14 protein-coding genes are annotated in these 20,399 nt (G+C 34.2%); 5 read left to right on the top strand and 9 right to left on the bottom strand.

Translation table 11 applies throughout. The annotated features are described in order from the left end of the window. Nucleotides 1-50: 50 nt before the first annotated feature. Complete coding sequence (locus tag EQG68_RS05400) at nucleotides 51-1,904, bottom strand: SPOR domain-containing protein (protein ID WP_129463761.1); 1,854 nt, start codon at nucleotides 1,902-1,904, stop codon at nucleotides 51-53. Nucleotides 1,905-2,128: 224 nt separating this feature from the next. Between EQG68_RS05400 and EQG68_RS05395 the strand changes: the two genes are divergently transcribed. Together EQG68_RS05395 and EQG68_RS05390 are read left to right on the top strand one after the other, a co-directional pair. Next, on the top strand, nucleotides 2,129-3,277 hold the full coding sequence (locus EQG68_RS05395; protein WP_129463760.1) for a DNA polymerase III subunit: 1,149 nt from the start codon (nucleotides 2,129-2,131) through the stop codon (nucleotides 3,275-3,277). Nucleotides 3,278-3,281: 4 nt separating this feature from the next. Continuing rightward, nucleotides 3,282-3,665, top strand: coding sequence for a DoxX family protein (locus EQG68_RS05390; RefSeq protein WP_129463759.1), 384 nt, complete (start codon nucleotides 3,282-3,284; stop codon nucleotides 3,663-3,665). Between the two features lie 25 nt (nucleotides 3,666-3,690). On the opposite strand, the gene EQG68_RS05385 is transcribed toward EQG68_RS05390, so the two are convergent. The 6 genes from EQG68_RS05385 to EQG68_RS05360 form a co-directional block, all read right to left on the bottom strand. Continuing rightward, complete coding sequence (locus tag EQG68_RS05385) at nucleotides 3,691-5,967, bottom strand: helix-turn-helix domain-containing protein (RefSeq protein WP_129463758.1); 2,277 nt, start codon at nucleotides 5,965-5,967, stop codon at nucleotides 3,691-3,693. A 139-nt stretch (nucleotides 5,968-6,106) separates the two neighbouring features. Next, nucleotides 6,107-6,694, bottom strand: coding sequence for an OmpH family outer membrane protein (locus EQG68_RS05380; protein ID WP_129463757.1), 588 nt, complete (start codon nucleotides 6,692-6,694; stop codon nucleotides 6,107-6,109). Between the two features lie 240 nt (nucleotides 6,695-6,934). Next, on the bottom strand, nucleotides 6,935-7,780 hold the full coding sequence (locus EQG68_RS05375) for a class I SAM-dependent methyltransferase (RefSeq protein ID WP_129463756.1): 846 nt from the start codon (nucleotides 7,778-7,780) through the stop codon (nucleotides 6,935-6,937). Nucleotides 7,781-7,906: 126 nt separating this feature from the next. Then, entirely contained in the window at nucleotides 7,907-9,778 is a 1,872-nt protein-coding gene (gene mnmG / locus EQG68_RS05370) for a tRNA uridine-5-carboxymethylaminomethyl(34) synthesis enzyme MnmG (RefSeq protein ID WP_129463755.1), read from the bottom strand. Nucleotides 9,779-9,824: 46 nt separating this feature from the next. After that, on the bottom strand, nucleotides 9,825-10,244 hold the full coding sequence (ybeY, locus tag EQG68_RS05365) for an rRNA maturation RNase YbeY (RefSeq protein ID WP_129463754.1): 420 nt from the start codon (nucleotides 10,242-10,244) through the stop codon (nucleotides 9,825-9,827). After that, on the bottom strand, nucleotides 10,237-13,611 hold the full coding sequence (locus EQG68_RS05360; RefSeq protein WP_129463753.1) for a hypothetical protein: 3,375 nt from the start codon (nucleotides 13,609-13,611) through the stop codon (nucleotides 10,237-10,239). The genes ybeY and EQG68_RS05360 overlap by 8 nt, the downstream gene beginning before the upstream one ends. Before the next feature lie 107 nt (nucleotides 13,612-13,718). Between EQG68_RS05360 and EQG68_RS05355 the strand changes: the two genes are divergently transcribed. Together EQG68_RS05355 and gltX are read left to right on the top strand one after the other, a co-directional pair. Next, nucleotides 13,719-14,747 (top strand): alkane 1-monooxygenase, encoded by a 1,029-nt coding sequence (locus EQG68_RS05355; protein ID WP_317125511.1) that lies wholly within the window; start codon nucleotides 13,719-13,721, stop codon nucleotides 14,745-14,747. 72 nt (nucleotides 14,748-14,819) lie between these two features. Beyond that, complete coding sequence (gltX, locus tag EQG68_RS05350; RefSeq protein WP_129463751.1) at nucleotides 14,820-16,337, top strand: glutamate--tRNA ligase; 1,518 nt, start codon at nucleotides 14,820-14,822, stop codon at nucleotides 16,335-16,337. 31 nt (nucleotides 16,338-16,368) lie between these two features. On the opposite strand, the gene EQG68_RS05345 is transcribed toward gltX, so the two are convergent. Further along, nucleotides 16,369-17,025: a PorT family protein gene (locus tag EQG68_RS05345; protein ID WP_129463750.1), complete on the bottom strand. Its 657-nt coding sequence runs from the start codon at nucleotides 17,023-17,025 to the stop codon at nucleotides 16,369-16,371. Between the two features lie 74 nt (nucleotides 17,026-17,099). On the opposite strand from EQG68_RS05345, the gene EQG68_RS05340 reads away from it, so the two are divergent. Beyond that, entirely contained in the window at nucleotides 17,100-18,062 is a 963-nt protein-coding gene (locus tag EQG68_RS05340) for an SPFH domain-containing protein (RefSeq protein WP_129463749.1), read from the top strand. A gap of 372 nt (nucleotides 18,063-18,434) precedes the next feature. Here EQG68_RS05340 and EQG68_RS05335 read toward each other — a convergent pair whose 3' ends face one another. Continuing rightward, a complete protein-coding gene (locus EQG68_RS05335; protein WP_129463798.1) occupies nucleotides 18,435-20,120 on the bottom strand; it encodes a glutamine--tRNA ligase/YqeY domain fusion protein in 1,686 nt (561 codons plus the stop codon). Between the last annotated feature and the right edge of the window lie 279 nt (nucleotides 20,121-20,399).

The following is a 20,399-nucleotide window of genomic DNA, read 5'->3' as shown; positions in this document are numbered from 1 at the left end:
AAATATAAAATTTTAGAATTTAAAATGGTTTGATAATAATCATGTTTCGATTATTTATTCATGTTTACTATCAAAATCCACATTTCTTCGGTGTATGAATTATTTAATTTATTTTCGATAAGTTTTTCGGCTTCTTGTTTGGTTGAGACATAATCGAGGTATACATACATATAATTGTTTGCCGGATTTGTAAAATAATTAGGGTCGAGTCCATTGTCACGCAAACTTTTCATAAACCGGGCAGCATTCACTCTTTCATTAAAAACATTGACCACTAAATAATAACCTTTGGGAGAATCGATGTCGTTTAATACTTCTATTTCCAACTCTTCATTTTCTTTTGGAGTTGCGGTTTTTAGTGTATCAGAAACAGCCAGAACGGGTTTGGGTTGTGGTTCAGCTGATTGAGTTTGAGTAGAAACTTCATTTTTTATTGATGTTTTAGGCTCCTCTTTTTTAACAACGGTTTCTTTTTTTGGGGTTGTATCTATGGGTTTGACTGCAATTTCTTTTTTAGTTTCAGGTTTTGAGTCTCCAATCGGTTTTGAGTCTTGTTGTATTTCTTTTTCTACAGATTTATTTTGAGTTTTCTCAACAATCTCTTTTGGGTTTTCTAAAGTTTCTTTGACAAAAGCCTCTTTTGCCTTTAGTGCCAATAAAGTATCGTCTGAACCTTGTAAAGGTTGGTTTTGAACAACTTCCTTGTTCGTAGATTTATCTACTATTTTGAATTTATCATCTTGGTAAACTAATTTAGTATTATCCTCTTGAGCTTCTTTTAAGGGTTTAGTTTCGATAGCCATTGCACTAAAAAAAAGATAAAACACATCACCGGATGACTTAAATCGAACCGTCGCTTCATCTAAATTATTTCCGACAAAACGATTGTTATAATTTGATAAAGTGGTTAAAAACGAATCATAACCCAAGGTGTTTTTACTGTCGGGAATCCGGTACCTAAATTGTTCGTCTTCAATGGTGATTGAACTGTCAAAAAAATTACTGTAACGTCTTGTAATGGTTTTAACGTTAGTAAAATCTTTATTTTTGGTTGAACCAAACATAAACAAATCGCCATCCACTTTAAAATCACCCTCTAAGGCTGCACCGGCCAATTTTACATGAACATTTCCTTCGGGCAAGGTTTTAAATCCTTTGAAAACAACATTTACACTTTCACTTGAAGCCCCAGCGAATCCATCATTTGAAACAATAAACTTTTCACTCATGGATAAGTCTTCAAACACAAAAATCATGGTCCAACCTGCAGCAGAACCACCTATAAGCGTACCTTGAGTGGCTCTTACATTTGCAACTGTATAAAATCCGAAAGGGTTTCCAAGTTCTTGAACTTGCTGGGTAATATCTGCATATACTGCATAGGGGGCGGCATCTTTAAACTTTTTATTTTTTAATCCATCAAAAATAATTTCACCTTTGATTGTTTTGTACTCTTTTTGATCAGGAAATTTTACCAATATCTCTTCAAAAGACTCTCTAGTTTTGTCAAAAGCAACAAACTTGTCTTCTCCTTTTTTATATCCGCTTTCGTATTTGTAAGTGGCAGACCAATATATTCCGGCATAAATTATTTTTTTGGAGGCTTCTTCTTTTTGAAATAATGCGGCACTACTGGATGAAAAAGTTTGATTATCGTCGTCAATATCAATGTATTCCATATCGATTTCGTCGTTGGTAATGGCATCAATACTTTGGTCGTTATACGGATCGTTTGGCGAATTTTTTTTATCAATTCGGTTTAAGATAGAATTGGCTATAATAGCCATGTCGCCTTTTACATTCACTTTGTATCGCTCTTTAAAAGGAATAGCCATTTGAGCATGGCACCAACTGACAGACATAAAAAGTAATAAAAATAAATTTTTACATCTTTTTCGATTCATAAGCTTACTCATTTTGCATGGAGCAATTTAGATTTGGGACAACTAATTTGGGCTCAAAGGTACTAAAGACTCACGACAAAACGCATTTTTTATCGATTAAAGTGTTAAAAATGGTTTCTTTTTTCATACAAACAAAGTATTTTAACTTGATCTTATAAAAATTCAATTATAAATTACTCAAAAACAAAGCGAATCAGAGGCAAAAAATCAATTATATTTGCTTTATGCAATTCAGACAAATATTAGGCCAAGAGCATATCAAAAATCATTTAACCCGAAGTGTACAACTGGGTCGTATTCCGCATGCACAACTTTTTGTTGGGCCAGAAGGTTCCGGAACATTGGCTATGGCTATTGCTTATGCACAATACCTTCTTTGCTATAATACCGGAAATGAAAATACCGGTGGAAACGATGCTTGCAACCTCAAATTTCAACATTTTGCTCATCCGGATTTACATTTTATTTATCCAACGGTAACTACTGAAGATGTAAAATCGAAACCCAAAAGCATTGATTTTATTCAAGATTGGCGAAGTTTTTTAAATGAAAACTGTTACGGTGGTTTGTTTGATTGGTTTAAAATTTTGGGTGTTGAAAACAAACAAGGAGAAATTCGTGTGGATGATGCTCAAGAAATTGTGAAAACACTTTCACTGAAAGCCTATGAAGGGGGCTATAAAGTGATGATTATTTGGATGGCTGATAAAATGAACATCGCCGCTTCCAATAAACTTTTAAAAATATTAGAAGAACCCACCGACAAAACTGTTTTTATCTTGATTACTGAAAAAGAAGAAGATTTGATTCAAACCATTCGTTCTCGTTGTCAGGTGTTGGATTTTAATGGTTTACCTGAAAATATAATTGCCGAAGCTTTGATTGAAAGGCAACAACTTGACCCGAAAGTAGCTGCAAAAATTGCTCATCAAGCACAAGGAAATTACAACAAAGCGTTGAAATTATTGAGCGACGATAACGAAGATTTACCTTTTGAACAATGGTTTGTGCTTTGGGTTCGTGCTGCCTTTAAAGCCAAAGGAAACGCTGCTGCTATTCAAGAATTGATTGCTTGGAGTGAGGAAATTGCCAAACTAGGTCGTGAAACACAAAAGAAATTTTTATCATTTTGTATTGAAATGTTCCGTCAAGCATTATTGTTGAATTATCAAGCCACTTCATTGGTTTATTTGGAACCAAAAGTTGAAAAATTTAAACTCGAAAATTTTGCACCTTTTGTCAATGGAAATAATATCCTGTCAATTTATCAAGAGCTTAACGATGCCATGTATCACATTGAACGCAATGGCAATGCGAAGATTATTTTAACCGATTTATCAATTAAATTAACCCGTTTAATTCATAAAAAATAAACGCATGAACAATCCTGCTTCTTTTCTGATTTTGCTTCTTTTGACTGTTACTTTTTTGCAATCCGGTTATGATAAATTGTTTTATTGGAAAGACAATTTAGCTTGGTTAAAAGAACATTTTTCTAAAACGATTATCAAAAATATGGTTGCACAAGCCTTGGCTTTTGTATTGCTTTTAGAATTAGTCACCGTAATTTTAGCCATTGCCGGCATGATTCAATTGTTGTATAACGGCAACCGAGAATATGGTTTTTATGCCGCTATCATGAGTTGTGTAACGTTGCTTTTTTTACTTTTCGGACAACGTTTAGCCAAAGATTATGACGGTGCCAGAACGATTGTCATTTACTTTATTCCGGCAGTTCTGGCGGTGTATTGGTTGAATTAGGCTGTTTCATAATAAAAGATAAAACCTACAAACTTGCTTTAAACATCCTTAATTCCCCCCAAGTAAACTTTTCGCCAACTTGTTCTTTTAAAGTGTTTAATGATTCTTTGTTATAGCCTTCAAATGCGGCTGCCAATTCGTTTATTTTGTCTTCCGGCAACACCTCTTCAATAGAAATGGTTTTCGCTTCAATCAACTTCGCTAAATGGCCTTGAATCGTTTGTGGTGTTAATACTCTAATTTTTGCTATGTCTTGAATAGAATTGTGTTGTTGCCAAAGTTCGTAGGTTTCTTGAACCGTTGATTTCTTTGGTTCTTTTGTTTTTTTCTTTTTGAGAGTGTAATGATGTGGGTCAAAATCAGATTCTTCCACCTCATCAATTAAGGCTTTGTTGATCGTTTTATAATGTTCTTCCACATTTTCAATCAAAATACTTCTGTAATTTTGAATTTCATTGGAAGTTAAATTTTCTTTGTTTATTTCCTTTCCTTCAGCTAAAACCTCCACCATTTTAACGGCTTTAAATAATTGAAGAATCGTTTTTAAAGTTCCTTCTTCTAATTCACTCAACTCTGTGTAGAATTCTTTGACTCTTTTTTTACGTTTGATCTCTTCCATTTTCAAAAGTAAATCAAACATAATTTCATTCCATTTTGGAAGAAAATAATCTTTGGCTGCTTTCACTCTTTCCGCAATAAAAGGAATATTGACATCATCGGCGTGAAAAAGTTTGTCTAATTGATGTCTAAATTTTTTTGCAGGTTCTTCTAATAAAGCCACTTTTTGTTCTTGCGTTTCTGCCCATTTTTGTTGCTTTGATTTCTCCGATTTTTCAGCATCGGTATGATAACTAAATCGATGGTTTCGCCAATCTTGTGTAATGGCTTCCCAATCGAAACTGTTTTTAATGTAATGAAGTATAAACTGTTGCGTTTCTTTCTGTAATGCAGTCACGATGGTTTCTTCATCCGCTTTATTTTCAGCATATTGCATCACTTCTTGATCATTGGAAATGCCGTTCATTTGAATCGGTTTTAATAAAATTAAACCTTCCAACGAACGCAAACGCGAAAGTGCCACATAGGCTTGACCGGGCAGAAATACTTGCGAAACATCCAAAACGGCTTTATCAAAAGTTAGTCCTTGGCTTTTATGCACCGTGATTGCCCATGCTAACTTTATCGGATAATGAACAAACGTTCCCATGGTTTCTTCATCAATTTCTTTAGTATTTTCGTTTACCGAATAACGAATGTTTTTCCATTCATATTTCTCCACTTCAATGGTTTTATTTTCTTCGGGAAAATGCACAATAATTTCGGCTTCAGATAAGGATTTAATAAAACCCATTTTTCCATTAAAATAATTTTTTTCGGGAGACAAATCGTTTTTAATAAACATAATTTGAGCACCCACTTTCAGTTGTAAAACTTCTTCGACCGGATAAATTTTTTCAGGAAAATCCCCTACTACTTCAGGTTTGTATCGGTAACATTTTCCTTCTAATTCTTCTAACGATTCAGCATTTATCGAATCGGCTTTGGCATTGTGCGTGGTTAGTGTAATGTAACCTTTATTGGCTTTGATATCGAAATTGGGTTTTACAAAATCATTTAACACCATCATATCCTGTTGTGTAATGGTGTTGTTGCGAAGATTATTTAACACCGAAATAAAACGATCATCCGTTTGACGAAAAATCTTTGATAATTCAATGTATAAGGGCGGTTTTTCCAAAATAACTTTGGCGTTAAAAAAGAAAATCCCTCGGTAATAGTTGCGTAAAACTTGCCATTCCTCGTTTTTAACAACGGGTGGCAATTGCAATAAATCGCCAATAAAAAGTACTTGCACTCCACCAAAAGGAATGTCTTTCCGACGAACTTTTCGCAACATAAAATCGATTGCATCCAATAGATCGGCTCTAAGCATGCTGACTTCGTCAATAATGAGTAATTCCATATTAAGCATCACTGCTTTTTTTTGTCCGCTCATTTTGAAATGCTTCACTAAGGTGTTTTTAGTCTCAAATTTTTGGTGTTGCGATAGGCTTGAACCGGTTATAAATTCAGGTATAAAACCTCCAAAAGGCAGCTGAAACATGGAGTGAATGGTAACACCGCCTGCGTTTAAAGCAGCTATTCCTGTTGGAGCTACCACTACTGTGTTTTTGTGAGTTGTTTGAATGATTTTTCGCAACAAGGTAGTTTTTCCTGTTCCTGCTTTTCCGGTTAGAAAAATAGAGCGTTGCGTTTGATTGATAAATTGCAAGACTTGGCGTGCATCGTTTGTAATTTCCATGTGGCGTTGAGTTTAAATGTGTGAAAGTACAAATTTTTGATTAATGACGAAAGTCTTGTTCTGAATTTTCAATTTTTGAATTTAAGCAAAATAAAAAAACCTCCCGAATAGAGAGGTTTAGTTAATTGTAAATCGAAACTTACTTTTTAGTAGAATCAACTTTGGTTTCTGCTTTTTCATCTTTTTTGTCATCTGAAGAAGATGATTTGTACTTCTCATTCAATAATTTAATGATTTCATTGGTGATATCATATTCATCTTTAGCGTATAAAACAGTTGCTGCGTCGCCCGTTCCATAAATATAATTATATCCTTTTTCTTTCCCGTAATCTTTAATAAATTTTTTAACATCTTTCACCAAGCTATCCATTTCTTTGCCACTTTCATCTTGCAATTGACGTAAAATAGCCTGTTGAGCATAAGACAATTCTTGTTCTTTTTGTTGCAGTTCAGCTCCTTTTTGTTGAGCCCATTGTGGACCATAGGTTTGAGCATTTTTTTGAAATGCTGCCGCTTCAGATCGAAATCGAACGACTTCAGCTTCCAATTGCTTGCCCATTTCTTCGCCTTTCGATTTATATTTTTCTTCTATATCTTTTGCTTCTGTATACTCCTCTAAAAGTTTTGAAGTATCTACATAAGCTGTTTTGAAATCTTTTTGCTCGGTTGCTTTTTCACACGATGCCATGGCCAAAAGTAAGCCGAAAACTAAAATTGATTTTTTCATTATGATTGTCTGATTTATAAAATTTTGGTAAAAGTAGTAATTCCTATTTAATTGGCAAATTTGAAAAACATTTTCAAAATATTGTCAGTATAAGAAATTACAATGGTTTTTAAACAGTAAATAACTAAAATTTATTTGGTTTTGGTGTGTTAAAATCGATTAAATCAATTAATAGATCTGAATTGACATAAGAGATGTTCATTGAAGAAATAGCCCCAAAAAAGGTCTTAAAATGATTATTTAACTGTTTTTAAAGATATAAATGTGTGAGGAATATTCTAAACTCTTTTTACCTTTTAAATTGGATGTAAGACCAATCCAAAACGCTTTCCAGGGATTCATTTTTCCGGTTTTGTATTTTTCTGACAATAAACTTACATAAAAACTATCAAACCACATGGGTAAAACTTTTACAAGCTTTAGATTTTCTTGAGCAAATAGCTTTTGCATGGTTGTTTTAGAAAAATGCCAAAGATGTCTAGGCACATCATATGCCGCCCAAAATTTTCCGTAATGTCTTGCGTCATACGATTTATAATTTGGGACTGCAATAAAAATTACACCATCCGGTTTTATTAAGCGTTTTAATTCTTTAATCTGAAAATCTAAATCGGGTACATGTTCTAAAACATGCCACATCGTTATAACATCAAAATAATTGTCTTCTAATTCCGCATATGTATCAATAATGCAAATTCCTTTTCGTTTTGCAAGTGACTTTGCTTTTTCACTGGGCTCCATTCCAACGGCTTTCCATTTTTGTAATTTGGCTTCTGCCAGAAAATCACCCGTACCGGAACCAATATCTAAAACACTTCCTTTTTCACCACTCCAATAATCAATCAAACTGACTTTGTCACGAATTGCTTTTCGTTTGATAAAATGATATACTTTTTCAAACAAAGAACGCTTACTATCGGTGTGCGAGATGTAATCATCACTTTCATAATAATTCGGCAAATCCGAAATTGCTGGTGGCGGATAGGTTTTTAATAATTGGAGGTCTTCGTCTATCAACAATTCAAATTGTTCTCCTGAAACGGAAAAATCTGTAACTTTAAGATACGGTTCTTTTGAAAAATTCATTTTAAATTATAACGTGCCATTGTTGTGGAACACTAAGTGTTTGTTGGGTTTTCGAAAATAGTTTCACGTGGAACAATTAATGATTAGTATTAAACTGAACACTTTAATCTGCCTACTGAATAACTTTTATCTTCCCATATAAATTAATAAAATAGAAATATCACTTGGATTCACGCCGCTAATTCGTGATGCTTGCGAAACAGTAACCGGACGAATTTTTTTAAATTTTTCTCTTGCTTCATACGACAATGATTTAATTTTGTCAAAATCAAAGTTCTCAGGAATTTTTACGTCTTCTAAGCGTTTTAATTTATCAGCATTATTCCGCTCTTTTTCAATATAGCCGTTATATTTTACTTGAATTTCCGCTTGTTCTACCGTTTCTTCGTCTAATTGATTTGCTGATATATATTCTTTTACTTTATCAAACAAAACAATGTCTTCTAAATCAATTTGTGGTCTTGAAAACACTTTGTACATTTTGTCTGATTGAACCATTAAAGAGCTTCCCTTTGTTTCTAAAACCGGATTTGCTTCTTCAGGAGAAATACTGGTTTCTCTGAAAAAGTCAACCATTTTTTGAGCTTCATTAAACTTATGATTCATTCGAATTAATCTATCTTCTGATGCTAATCCTAATTCAAATCCTTTAGGTGTTAATCGTTCATCGGCATTATCCTGACGCAATAAAGTTCTGTATTCTGCTCGTGAGGTAAACATTCTATACGGTTCTTCTGTTCCTTTAGTAATTAAATCATCAATCAATACACCAATATAAGCTTCATCTCTTTTTAGTATAAAAGGTTCACGCTCTTGTACTTTTAGAGCTGCATTAATTCCTGCCATTAACCCTTGAGAAGCGGCTTCTTCATAACCGGTTGTTCCATTGATTTGTCCGGCAAAATACAATCCGTCTACTAATTTAGTTTCTAATGTGTGTTTTAATTGCGTTGGTGGAAAATAATCGTATTCGATAGCATAGCCGGGACGGAAAAACTTCACGTTTTCAAAACCTTCTACAGAACGGAGGGCTTTATATTGCACTTCTTCCGGTAAAGAGGTTGAAAAACCATTAACATATACTTCAACTGTATTCCAACCTTCCGGCTCAACGAACAATTGATGTCTGTCTTTATCTGCAAAACGATTGATTTTATCTTCAATGGAAGGACAATAACGTGGTCCTGTACTTTGAATTCGTCCATTAAACATAGGAGAACGATCAAACCCTTCGCGTAACAGATCATGAACAGTTCCAGATGTATATGTCATCCAACATGATTTTTGATGTGTCAAGGGTTTTGAAGAATCTAAATAAGAGAATTTATGTGGTTTGTCATCTCCTTTTTCTTCTCTCATTTTAGTATAATCCAATGAACGACCATCCACTCTGGGAGGTGTTCCGGTTTTCATTCTTCCTGATTCAAACCCAAGTTTAACTAAATCTTCGGTTATCCCGAAAGCAGCACTTTCCCCTGCTCTTCCTCCTCCGAATTGTTTTTCACCAATATGAATTAAACCATTAAGAAAAGTTCCATTCGTTAACACTACAGTTTTTGCTTTTATTTCAATTCCTAATGACGTTTTGATCCCTTTAATAACATTGTTTTTAATAATTAATCCGGCCACCATTTCTTGATAGAAATCAACGTTTGGAGTGTTTTCCAACATCAAACGCCATTCTTCTGCAAACCGCATTCGGTCACTTTGAACCCTTGGCGACCACATGGCCGGACCTTTCGATTTATTCAACATTTTAAACTGAATAGCCGTTTTATCTGAAACAATTCCCGAATAACCGCCTAACGCATCAATCTCACGAACAATTTGCCCTTTTGCAATTCCGCCCATTGCAGGATTACAGGACATTTGACCGATGGTTTGCAAATTCATGGTAACCAATAAAGTTTTACAACCCATATTGGCAGCAGCAGCAGCGGCTTCTGAACCCGCGTGCCCAGCCCCAACCACAATTACATCATACTTGTCTTGAAACATACTTCTTTATTTGTTCCACGTGAAACAATTCACGCTTATCTTTTTTTTAATGTTCCACGTGGAACATCATGATTTTTTCTTCTTCTTTTTGACGCATTAGCAATGCGTCACTTTTGCTTTTGTCTTTATAGCCACAGTAATGAAGCACGCCATGAGCCATCACTCTTTTCAATTCGTTGTCAAAAGAAACATTAAATTCATTTGCGTTTTCAGCCACTCTTTCCACGGAAATAAAAATATCTCCGTGTAAAAAATTTCCTTCACTGTAGTCGAAGCTAATAATATCAGTCAGCGTGTCGTGATTGAGGTACTCAACATTAATTCTGTGTAAATATTCATCATCACAAAAAATATAGTTGATATCTCCTTCTTCTTTGTTTTCTGAAGCGATTATGTTTTGAATCCAAGTGGTAAAATCGGATTCACTACTGAGTTCAAAATCGATTTCATAATTAAAACTAATCATTCTTTTTAAAGTATTGCTGTACCTTTTGGTTATAATTTGGACGCAAAGGTAAGCTTTGTCGATTTAAAATTTCAACACTATTCAAATATTGTTGTAATTCAGGCGAAAGAGGTTTCACTGAATTATTAAAATCTTTTGTGTTTGTTTCTGATTGTCGTTTGGTATCTTCACCTTGCTGTTGCAATGCTTTTTCTAATTTCAACATTTCATAATTGATGTTCAACATCCGTTGAAGCACTTCGTTTTTGAATCCTTTATTCAAAATTTGTTTCTCTGCATCTTTCATTTGATCCAACACCTTTTGTCCGCCGGGAGTTAGTCCTTTCTTTCTTAATTCATCTTCTAATTGTTGACGTAAACGACGCTGTTCTTGAAAAATTTCCATCAATTCTCGTGCATTTTCTTCTCCGTCATTATTACTTTGGCCACCACCACTTCCTTCGCCGGGCTTATTTCCTTTTTGATTACCTTTGCCTTTATCACCATCTTTGCTACCTTCTTTTCCGCCGGGTTTTTCCCCTTTCTCCCCGTCTTTTCCATCACTGGGCTTTTCCCCTTTTTCCATGCCTTTTTTCATCTTTTCAGACAAACCTTGTTGCTTTTGGATGATATCCGGTAATTGTCCGCCACCTTTCCCTTGACCCCGTTTAGGTTTTCCGGAAGAACCGGAACCCATCCCTTGCATTGACATCTGCATGTTATTCATGATGTCTGACAAAAAATCGGCTAATCGATTGGACGCTGCTACTGTATATTGTTGGTGGGAAACACCTTTGGAAATTATTGCTTCTGCTAAGGATTCTAGAGCTTTATCTACATTGTAATGCACGTTTCCTATTTCTTCCGTCACTTTCTCAGTTATCATCTCGTTTCGTAATGACATAGCAAACAAACTATCATCAACGTGTTTGAATTGCTGTTTCAAATCTTGTTGAATTTTAAGGTATTTATTATAAGAAGGTGCTCCTTTTTTCAATCCTTTAAATTGTTTCATCAACTCTTCTTGAGAAAAAGAAAAAGCCAATAAATTGTCAAGTATTTGACGCATCATTTTGACATCTTCTTCGAGTTGCTCCATATCACCTCCAGCCATACTTTGAGCCATTTGTTGACTCATTTGTTTCATTTTTTGGGCAGCACTTTTTTGTTTTGGTTTAGCTTTTTCTTTTTGGTCTTTTAGTAACTCATCAGAGGCTTTTTGCATGTCTTCTTCTATGCTTTTTTCTTGCTTTTCGTCAGAAGGAATGTCTAAAGGCTTTTTTAATTCTTTGTTTTCTTTTTCTAATTCACGAAATTCTTCTTGCAATTTATCAAACTCTTTGTTTAATTCCTCTTGCTTAGCAGAAGTGTTTTCTTTTTCTTCTTTTGATAAACTCTCTTGTTTTTCAGCTAGTTTATCCAGCTTCTTCATGAGCTGTTCTGCTTTCTTTTCAACGTAATACTTTTTAGTTAATTCAACTAATTGCTCGAGGTTTTTCGTTTGGTTTTTCGCATTTTGTTTAATTTTATCTAACTTTTCTTCGATGTCTAAATCCTGAATCTTCTCTGAGAGTTTTTGAAGTTCATCTAGTAATTTTTGATTTTCTTCCGATTGTTTTTCAGCATTTTCAGCACGTTTTTCAAGCTGTTCTTTGAATTCGTCTTTTTCATCTTTGTTAAACTCGTTCAAATTATTCTTCAAATCCTTAGTAAATTCTTTCATCATTTCCTCTTGTTGCTTTTGGCGTTTGATGAAATCATTTATTTTTTGTTTGTCTTTAAATTCTAAGCTTTCCTTTTCTTTGCTCATTTTCTGAAGCTTTTCTAGCTCAGATAACTGCTTATCTTGATTTTTTAAAGACTTCTGAATACTATTGATATTGTCATTTTGTTGTTTCAATTGCTCTTCTTCCCGTTCTTCTTCCGTACTGATTCGGTCTGAGAAAACAGATGATTTTGAACTTTTATAATTGTGAATTGCGTCATTATCAAAGACTTCAAAATAATATTCATAAGAAACCCCTTCCTCCACCGGAAGATTTCCGGGAAACATGAAGATAAATTGATCAAACACATCCTTTTTGACCGGAATAGATGATTTTAAAGCTGCTTTTTCATTGTTTTTTGGATAATAGACAATTTGCAACTTAGAAAGTCCAATATCATCTGACACTTGTCCGATTAAAATATTCTTCTCCATTCGCAAACTATCCGGAGCATTGTTGACTGTAATGGTAGGAAATTGATCTTTAATCGTTGAAATTTGATAGTTTAACTTCTCGTAATGTTTGATTTTAGCATTAGAAGTAAGTAGTTGATATTCTGTATTTTGAACAATGTTTTTAGACAATTTAAACACCTCATATTCTTGATTAAATTTGATAAATCCGGAACCATCGGAATATTCAATTTTTGAGGTAGAAAGAGCATTTATTTTCCAACTCACCCTCGTTCCTTCAGGAACAATTGCATTACCGGATCCTTTGATAACTTCTGCTTTTCGGTTTAAATACGATGGAAACTGTAAAACCATTTCAAAATTAGAAATCGTTGGAACAGCCACTACTGAAAGTTCCAAATCAGGTGTAGCAACCGAATTGGATTCCACATGAAAAGTAATGTTTTTTGAAGGTTTCGTAAAACGATATTCAAAAACACCTGGTTTGGTACTTTCCATGTAATAACTTTCTTCGCCAATAAATATCATTGCATTTTCAGGAATTACCTTTCCTTCTGATTTCACTTGCAAAATAAAATCTGAACCTTGTTCGGTTTGTAAATTATCATTCAATACCACAAACGAAAAAGGTGCCGGTGGCGAAAATTTCTCATTGTATCGTACTACTCGATTCATGCTATCGGCAATTATATCGCTATTTCCCGACAACATAAAGAAACTCAAAAATAATAGCGGAACAATGGCCCACGGAAGGTATTTGGTGTTCTTCTTGAAATTAATCGCGTTATTAAACGGAATCGGTTGCAAACTTTTTCCTTTTTGTTCAATAGAGGCCAAAAGCAGCTCTGATTGTTGATTGTTTTCCGCTAATTGAAGAAAGTTCGTGAGTTTGTCATTCACTTCCGTAAAATGATTTCCAATAATATGTGAGGCTTGTTTGTAGTCAATTCCTTTTTGAAGCTTAAATAATTTGAAGAGCGGAAACAATATAAAACGTGATAATAAGTAAAGCTCAACCCCTACAAAAGTCCAAAAAAGGATGGTTCTTCCGGTTGGTTTTAACCAAAGAAAATATTCTATAAAAAGGGTAAAAAAGAAATACAACAACCCTAAGCCAACGAACAAAATAACTCCTTTGAGTAATTCATTGGTGTAATATTTTTTGATAAATGCTTCTAACTTTTGATAAATCAGCGACTTTGTTTCCAAAATAATAAGGCTTTTACTTGTAACCGATAAAAGTACAATTTTATTTTTTAGTCAAAAGTTAAAAGTTTTTAAAAGAATTTTCTAATTTTAGAAAAACGATTTGTATCATGAAATACTTATGGGCATACAGTATCCCTTTGGTTGGAATTTTATGTATTTTTCAACAAGGCTTTTGGTCTTATTTTTTAATTGTTTTTGTGTTTATTTTTATTCCTATTCTGGAATACATTCTACCGCTTAATCATTCCAATTATTCAGACGAGGAAAAAGAAAAAAAATTGAAAAATAAACTCTATGACTGGTTGTTGTACCTGAATATCTTAATTGTATATGGAAGTCTCTTTTTTACGTTTAAAATCGTTCAAACAACTTCGTTACAACTGTATGAATTAATCGGAATAGTGCTCAGTTTAGGAATTATTTTGGGTTCTAACGGAATAAATGTTGCTCATGAGTTGGGTCATCGAAAAATATTATTTGAGCGAATTTTAGGAAAATTATTGCTTGTTCCAAGTCATTATACCCATTTTTTCATCGAACACAATCACGGACATCATTTGGATGTTTCTACTCCGGAAGATCCTTCAACGGCAAAATACAATCAGAATTTATACTCTTTTTGGTGGCAAGCCGTTAGTGGAACATATATGAAAGCCTGGAAAATTCAGAAAAAAATTAATGAAATCAATAACACTTCTTTTTTCTCCCCAAAAAATGACATGTTTTGGTTTACTATTCTTCAAATCACCTACTTGATAAGCCTATATGCTTTTTTTGGTTTAAAAGTCTTAATCGTTGGAATCTCTGCCGGCATAATCGGTTTTCTTTTGTTAGAAACCATCAATTATATTGAACATTATGGGTTAAAAAGAAAAAAATTACCATCCGGCCGATATGAACGAGTAACCGAAAAACATTCTTGGAATTCCAATCATATTTTGGGAAGAATCATTTTATATGAACTAACCAGACACAGTGACCATCATTATAAATCGACCAAGGAATATCAAATTTTAGAATGTCATGAGGAAAGTCCACAATTACCTTACGGCTATCCCACTTCAATGGTTTTGTCGTTTATTCCGCCTCTTTGGTTTTCAATCATGAACAAAAGAATACCGGAAGAAATGAAATAAATCATTCCTCTCTATCCTGATTCAACAGAAAAAGCAAACTAAATCTTATCTTTGCAAAAAAATTATTTACAAATGTCAAGACCTGTTCGTGTTCGTTTTGCACCCAGTCCAACCGGACCTTTGCACATTGGTGGAGTAAGAACCGCTTTATTCAATTATTTATTTGCTAAAAAAAATAACGGTGTTTTTTATCTGCGTATTGAAGATACTGACCAAAATCGCTTTGTTCCCGGAGCAGAGCAATACATATTCGAAGCGTTGGAATGGTTAGGAATTTCACCTTCCGAAACAGTTGGAAAAAACGAAAAATTTGGTCCCTATCGTCAGAGTGAACGCAAGCATTTGTATAAACAATACGCCGATCAATTGATCCAATCAGGTTGGGCGTATTATGCGTTTGATACTCCGGAAGCCTTAGATAAACATCGTAAACAACACGAAGAACAAGGAAAAACCTTTATTTATAATTGGCATAATCGTGAAAAATTAGATACTTCATTGGTCATTTCTGACGAAGAAACGAACAGAAGAATTGCTGCCGGCGAAGATTTTGTGATACGTTTTAAAACACCTGTGAATGAGGTTTTAGAATTGAAAGACATCATTCGAGGCGACATCAAATTTGATACAAACTTACTGGATGACAAAGTTTTATTTAAAAGCGACGGAATGCCAACGTATCATTTGGCCAACATTGTTGATGACCATTTGATGGAAACGTCGCACGTAATTCGTGGCGAAGAATGGTTGCCTTCTCTCCCACTTCATCATTTGTTGTACAAAGCTTTTGGTTGGGAAGCACCTGAATTTGCTCATTTACCATTAATTTTAAAACCTATTGGCAACGGAAAATTATCCAAACGAGATGGCGATAAAATGGGCTTTCCGGTTTTCCCGTTGGAATGGAAAACGGAAGAAGGCATTTCATCCGGATATCGTGAAACCGGTTATTTTCCGGAAGCAGTAATCAACTTTTTAGCGTTATTAGGTTGGAATGACGGAACCGATCAAGAATTATTTTCATTAGATGAATTAGTGGAAAAATTTGATTTGAATCGTGTGCACAAAGCCGGAGCTAAATTTGACCCGGAGAAAAACAAATGGTTTAATCATCAGTATTTACAGAAGCAAAGTGAGGAAGCGTTAGCGGAATTATTTATTTCTGACTTAAAGAAAAGAGATTTCTCCTTCGTCGAAATGACAAACAGGTCGTTGATGAAAAGAATCGTTTCTTCCATCAAAGAACGAGCAAATTTTGTATCAGATTTTTGGGAATTAGCCGATTATTTCTTTGTGGTACCGACTTCGTATGACGAAAAAGCATCCAAAAATTGGAAAGAGGAAACGCCGGTTTTAATGAAACAAGTGATTGACGTTTTAGTATCGATAGATGATTTTACCTCTTTAAACATTGAAACGATTGTAAAAGACTGGATGACAACCAATGAAATTGGCATGGGGAAAGTAATGCAACCACTTCGATTGAGTTTAGTTGGAGCGTTAAAAGGGCCACATTTGTTTGATATTATTGAACTAATTGGAAAGGAAGAAACCGTTAAAAGAATTGAAAAAGCGATTCAATCCTTATAAAAAAAGGCTCCCTTGAAGGAGCCTTTTTAATTTAAAAATAGAAGATAATGTTTCCGGCAATAACTCCTAAATTTCCTTTTAACTTTCCATCGGCTAGAGCGGCCACGTCATCTTGTTGATTGAGATTATTTAAAATATTGGTCACACCATATTGGTAACTTAAACTCAAACGAATATTTTCAAAACCTCCTGAAATTCCGGCATAAACATTAAAATTAAAAGTGTTGATGTCTTCAATATCTTGAACACGAAGTAATTCATTGCCTACAATAAAATTATTTTCATCAGCATCGTTGAATTTTAATTTACTGTTCACTTGTAAAACCGGACCAAAATCCAATGAAACAGGACCTCCGCCAATTTTATAACACAACAACAAATGAACTTGAACAGCCATCATCTTTAAATCCACTTCTTTTTGAGAAAAGCCTGAAAAAGTTTCAATGGAAAATTTGTTTTCAGTAAAATTCATACCATATATCATCGAGAAATTATTGTAGTAATTTCCACGCATGGATAAGCCTGCTGTCCAATTCATTGCGGGTTTAATATTAAAATTATCCGTATATAAGTTGGTTTGGTTTATACCTAAACTTATTCCAATATGGTTGTAATCACCCTTGCCATATTGAGCCAATACGGTGCTTGTTATACTAAATAAAACGAGTGTCAAATAATATCTTTTCATAAAATGTGTGTAAAGTTGTAACAAACGTACGAGAAATTTCGTATCATTACGTATAACTCATTAAACTATTTTTTATGATTGGTTACATTATTATTGTTTTAGGTGTTTTTCTTTTATTAGCTTCCTTTTTCACAGTGAAGCAACAAACGGCTGCAGTTATTGAACGATTTGGTCGTTTTAGCAGTATCAGACAGTCCGGTTTACAATTAAAAATCCCGGTTATTGACCGAATTGCAGGGAAAATTAATCTGAGAATTCAACAATTAGACGTGATTATTGAAACCAAAACCAAAGACAACGTATTCGTGAAAATGAAAGTTTCGGTTCAGTTTAAAGTGATTCAAGAAAAGGTTTATGAAGCATTTTACAAATTAGAATATCCTCATGATCAGATTACTTCGTATGTTTTTGACGTGGTGCGTGCGGAAGTTCCTAAATTAAAATTAGATGATGTTTTTGAGCGTAAAGATGACATTGCCATTGCCGTTAAACGCGAATTAAACGAAGCGATGACTACGTATGGATACGACATCATCAATACATTGATTACTGATATTGACCCGGATATTCAAGTAAAAAATGCGATGAATAGAATCAACGCTGCCGATCGTGAAAAAACCGCTGCTGAATACGAAGCAGAAGCCGGAAGAATCAGAATTGTAGCAAAAGCAAAAGCGGAAGCAGAAAGCAAAAGACTTCAAGGTCAAGGTATTGCCGACCAAAGAAGAGAAATTGCAAGAGGTTTAGTAGAATCTGTTGATGTGTTGAATAAAGTGGGAATTAATTCTCAGGAAGCCTCTGCCTTAATTGTAGTGACACAACACTATGATACATTGCAAGCGATTGGTGCCGATACAAATTCCAACTTGATTTTATTACCTAATTCCCCACAAGCCGGAAGTGATATGTTAAACAATATGGTAGCGAGTTTTACAGCAAGCAACCAAGTGGGTGAAGCGATGAAAAAAGCAAACAGTAATTCGCGGATTGGAAAGAAGAAAAAAGATGAATTCGGGACAACCGAAGAAGAAGAATAAAATAGGAGAGACCTTCGGGTCTCTTTTTTTTGAACTATATTTTCTGTTTCTTCTTTGAACACTGATTTTAAAAATTTGAGAAATTTAAAATAAAGAAAACTCGCAAAACAGAAAAATTAAAATCTTTATGTTTTGTGAAAGTAAAAATGAACGAAAAATAATCAAAAACGAATTAGAAGCGTTTAAATTCATTTTTGTCAAGCAAATCATAAAAACATATTGCTGTTTTTTTCTATTCTCTTAAAACTTATCTAAAAAAGTCATTTTTAATTGTTTTTTATTATTTAATTTTTAAAACCAATAGTTTTTTACAATAATAAGAAAAGCCACTATGATATGTGGCTTTTAATTGTTTTTATTTATTGTTTAAACTTATTCTTTGGCTTCAATTTTTGCCCAAGTATCTCTTAAGCCAACTGTTTTATTAAAAACTAATTTTTTTGAAGTAGAATCTTTATCGGTACAAAAATAACCTAACCGTTGAAATTGAAATTTATCTTCCGGTTGAGCGGATGTTAAACTTGGTTCAACATATCCAGTAATTACTTCTAATGAATTAGGATTGATGTAATTTTTAAAGTCAACTTCTTTATCACCATCCGGATTTTCGTGTGTGAATAAACGATCATAAATACGTACTTCTGCTTCAACTGCATGTGGAATCGAAACCCAATGAATGGTTCCTTTTACTTTGCGTTGACTGGCTTCAGTGCCACTACCCGACTTAGAATCCACGTCATACGAAGCGTGAATTTCAGTGATATTTCCGTCAGCATCTTTGATAACATTTTCACCTTTAATAATGTAAGCATTCTTCAAACGCACTTCTGTTCCCAGGGTTAAACGGAAAAATTTCTTGTTGGCTTCTTCTTGAAAATCCTCTCTTTCAATGTATAATTCTTTTGAAAAAGGCACTTTTCGGTAGGTCAAAACTTCTTCCTCAGGATTATTTTCTGCCTCTAACCACTCTTCTTGTCCATCGGGATAATTGGTAATAACCAACTTTACCGGATTTAAAACCGCCATTACACGGGGAGCCGTTTTGTTCAAATCTTCACGAACGCAAAACTCTAAAAGCGAAACATCGATTAAATTGGTTCGTTTCGCAATTCCGATGGTTTTGGCAAAATTTCGAATAGAAGCCGGTGTAAAACCTCTTCTTCGCATACCGGAAATCGTACTCATTCTAGGATCATCCCAGCCGGAAACGTGACCTTCTTGTACTAATTGCAGTAATTTTCGTTTACTCACAACCGTATGCGAAAGGTTTCTTCTGGCAAATTCTCGTTGTTTCGGACGAACCTTTGAGCTATCATAAATTTGGTCTAAAAACCAATCATATAATTCTCTATGTGGTAAAAATTCCAGCGTACATAGCGAATGCGAAATGCCTTCGATATAATCACTCTCTCCGTGAGCCCAATCATACATGGGATAAATACACCATTTATTACCCGTACGGTGATGATGTTTATGTAAAATGCGATACATGATCGGGTCTCGCATCAACATATTGGTAGATGCCATATCTATTTTGGCACGTAAAACGTGAGTTCCTTCCGGAAATTCTCCGTTTTTCATGCGTTCAAAAAGGTCAAGGTTTTCTACTACAGAGCGATTTCTGAATGGGCTATTGGTACCTACTTGAGTGGGCGTTCCTTTTTGCTTGGCCATTTCTTCGGAAGATTGGCTATCGACATACGCTTTATCCATTTTGATGAATTCGACTGCCCAATCATATAATTCTTGAAAATAATCAGATGCATAGCGTTCTTCAGCCCATTGAAAACCAAGCCACTGCACATCCCGTTTGATGGCATCAACAAATTCTTGTTCTTCTTTGGCGGGATTGGTATCATCAAAACGTAAATTAACCGGTGCTTGATAATCAATTCCTAAACTAAAATTTAAACAAATGGCACTCGCGTGACCCACATGAAGATACCCGTTAGGTTCAGGCGGAAAACGAAAACGAAGTTTCGCTTTAGGAAAACCGTTTTTCAAATCTTCTTCGATTATTTGTTCAATAAAATTGAGCGACTTTTCTTCTGACATAATCATTAAAATGAACGACAAAAATACGGAAAAATTTACCTAATTGCCGTAAATGATTTTTTTAAATAAATCACAAAAAAAGGTAGTCTGTTTCTAAATAATCGACCAACAGCATTTGCGGTTACGGTTTTCAACAAAGGCAATTACGGTTTCCCACAAACATGTATGTCGTTCATCGATTTTAATGTTAAATTTATTTTCTCCTCCATATATTTGTATACTTTTAGTGAAACAAAATTCAAAAACAGATAGAAATAAAAAACCATTTATCGTTTTTTTCGT

This window comes from Flavobacterium piscinae, from assembly GCF_004122145.1.
GTDB lineage: Bacteria > Bacteroidota > Bacteroidia > Flavobacteriales > Flavobacteriaceae > Flavobacterium > Flavobacterium piscinae.
The sequence above is the reverse complement of the archived record's forward strand: the minus strand, read 5'-3'. Positions and strand labels throughout refer to the sequence as shown.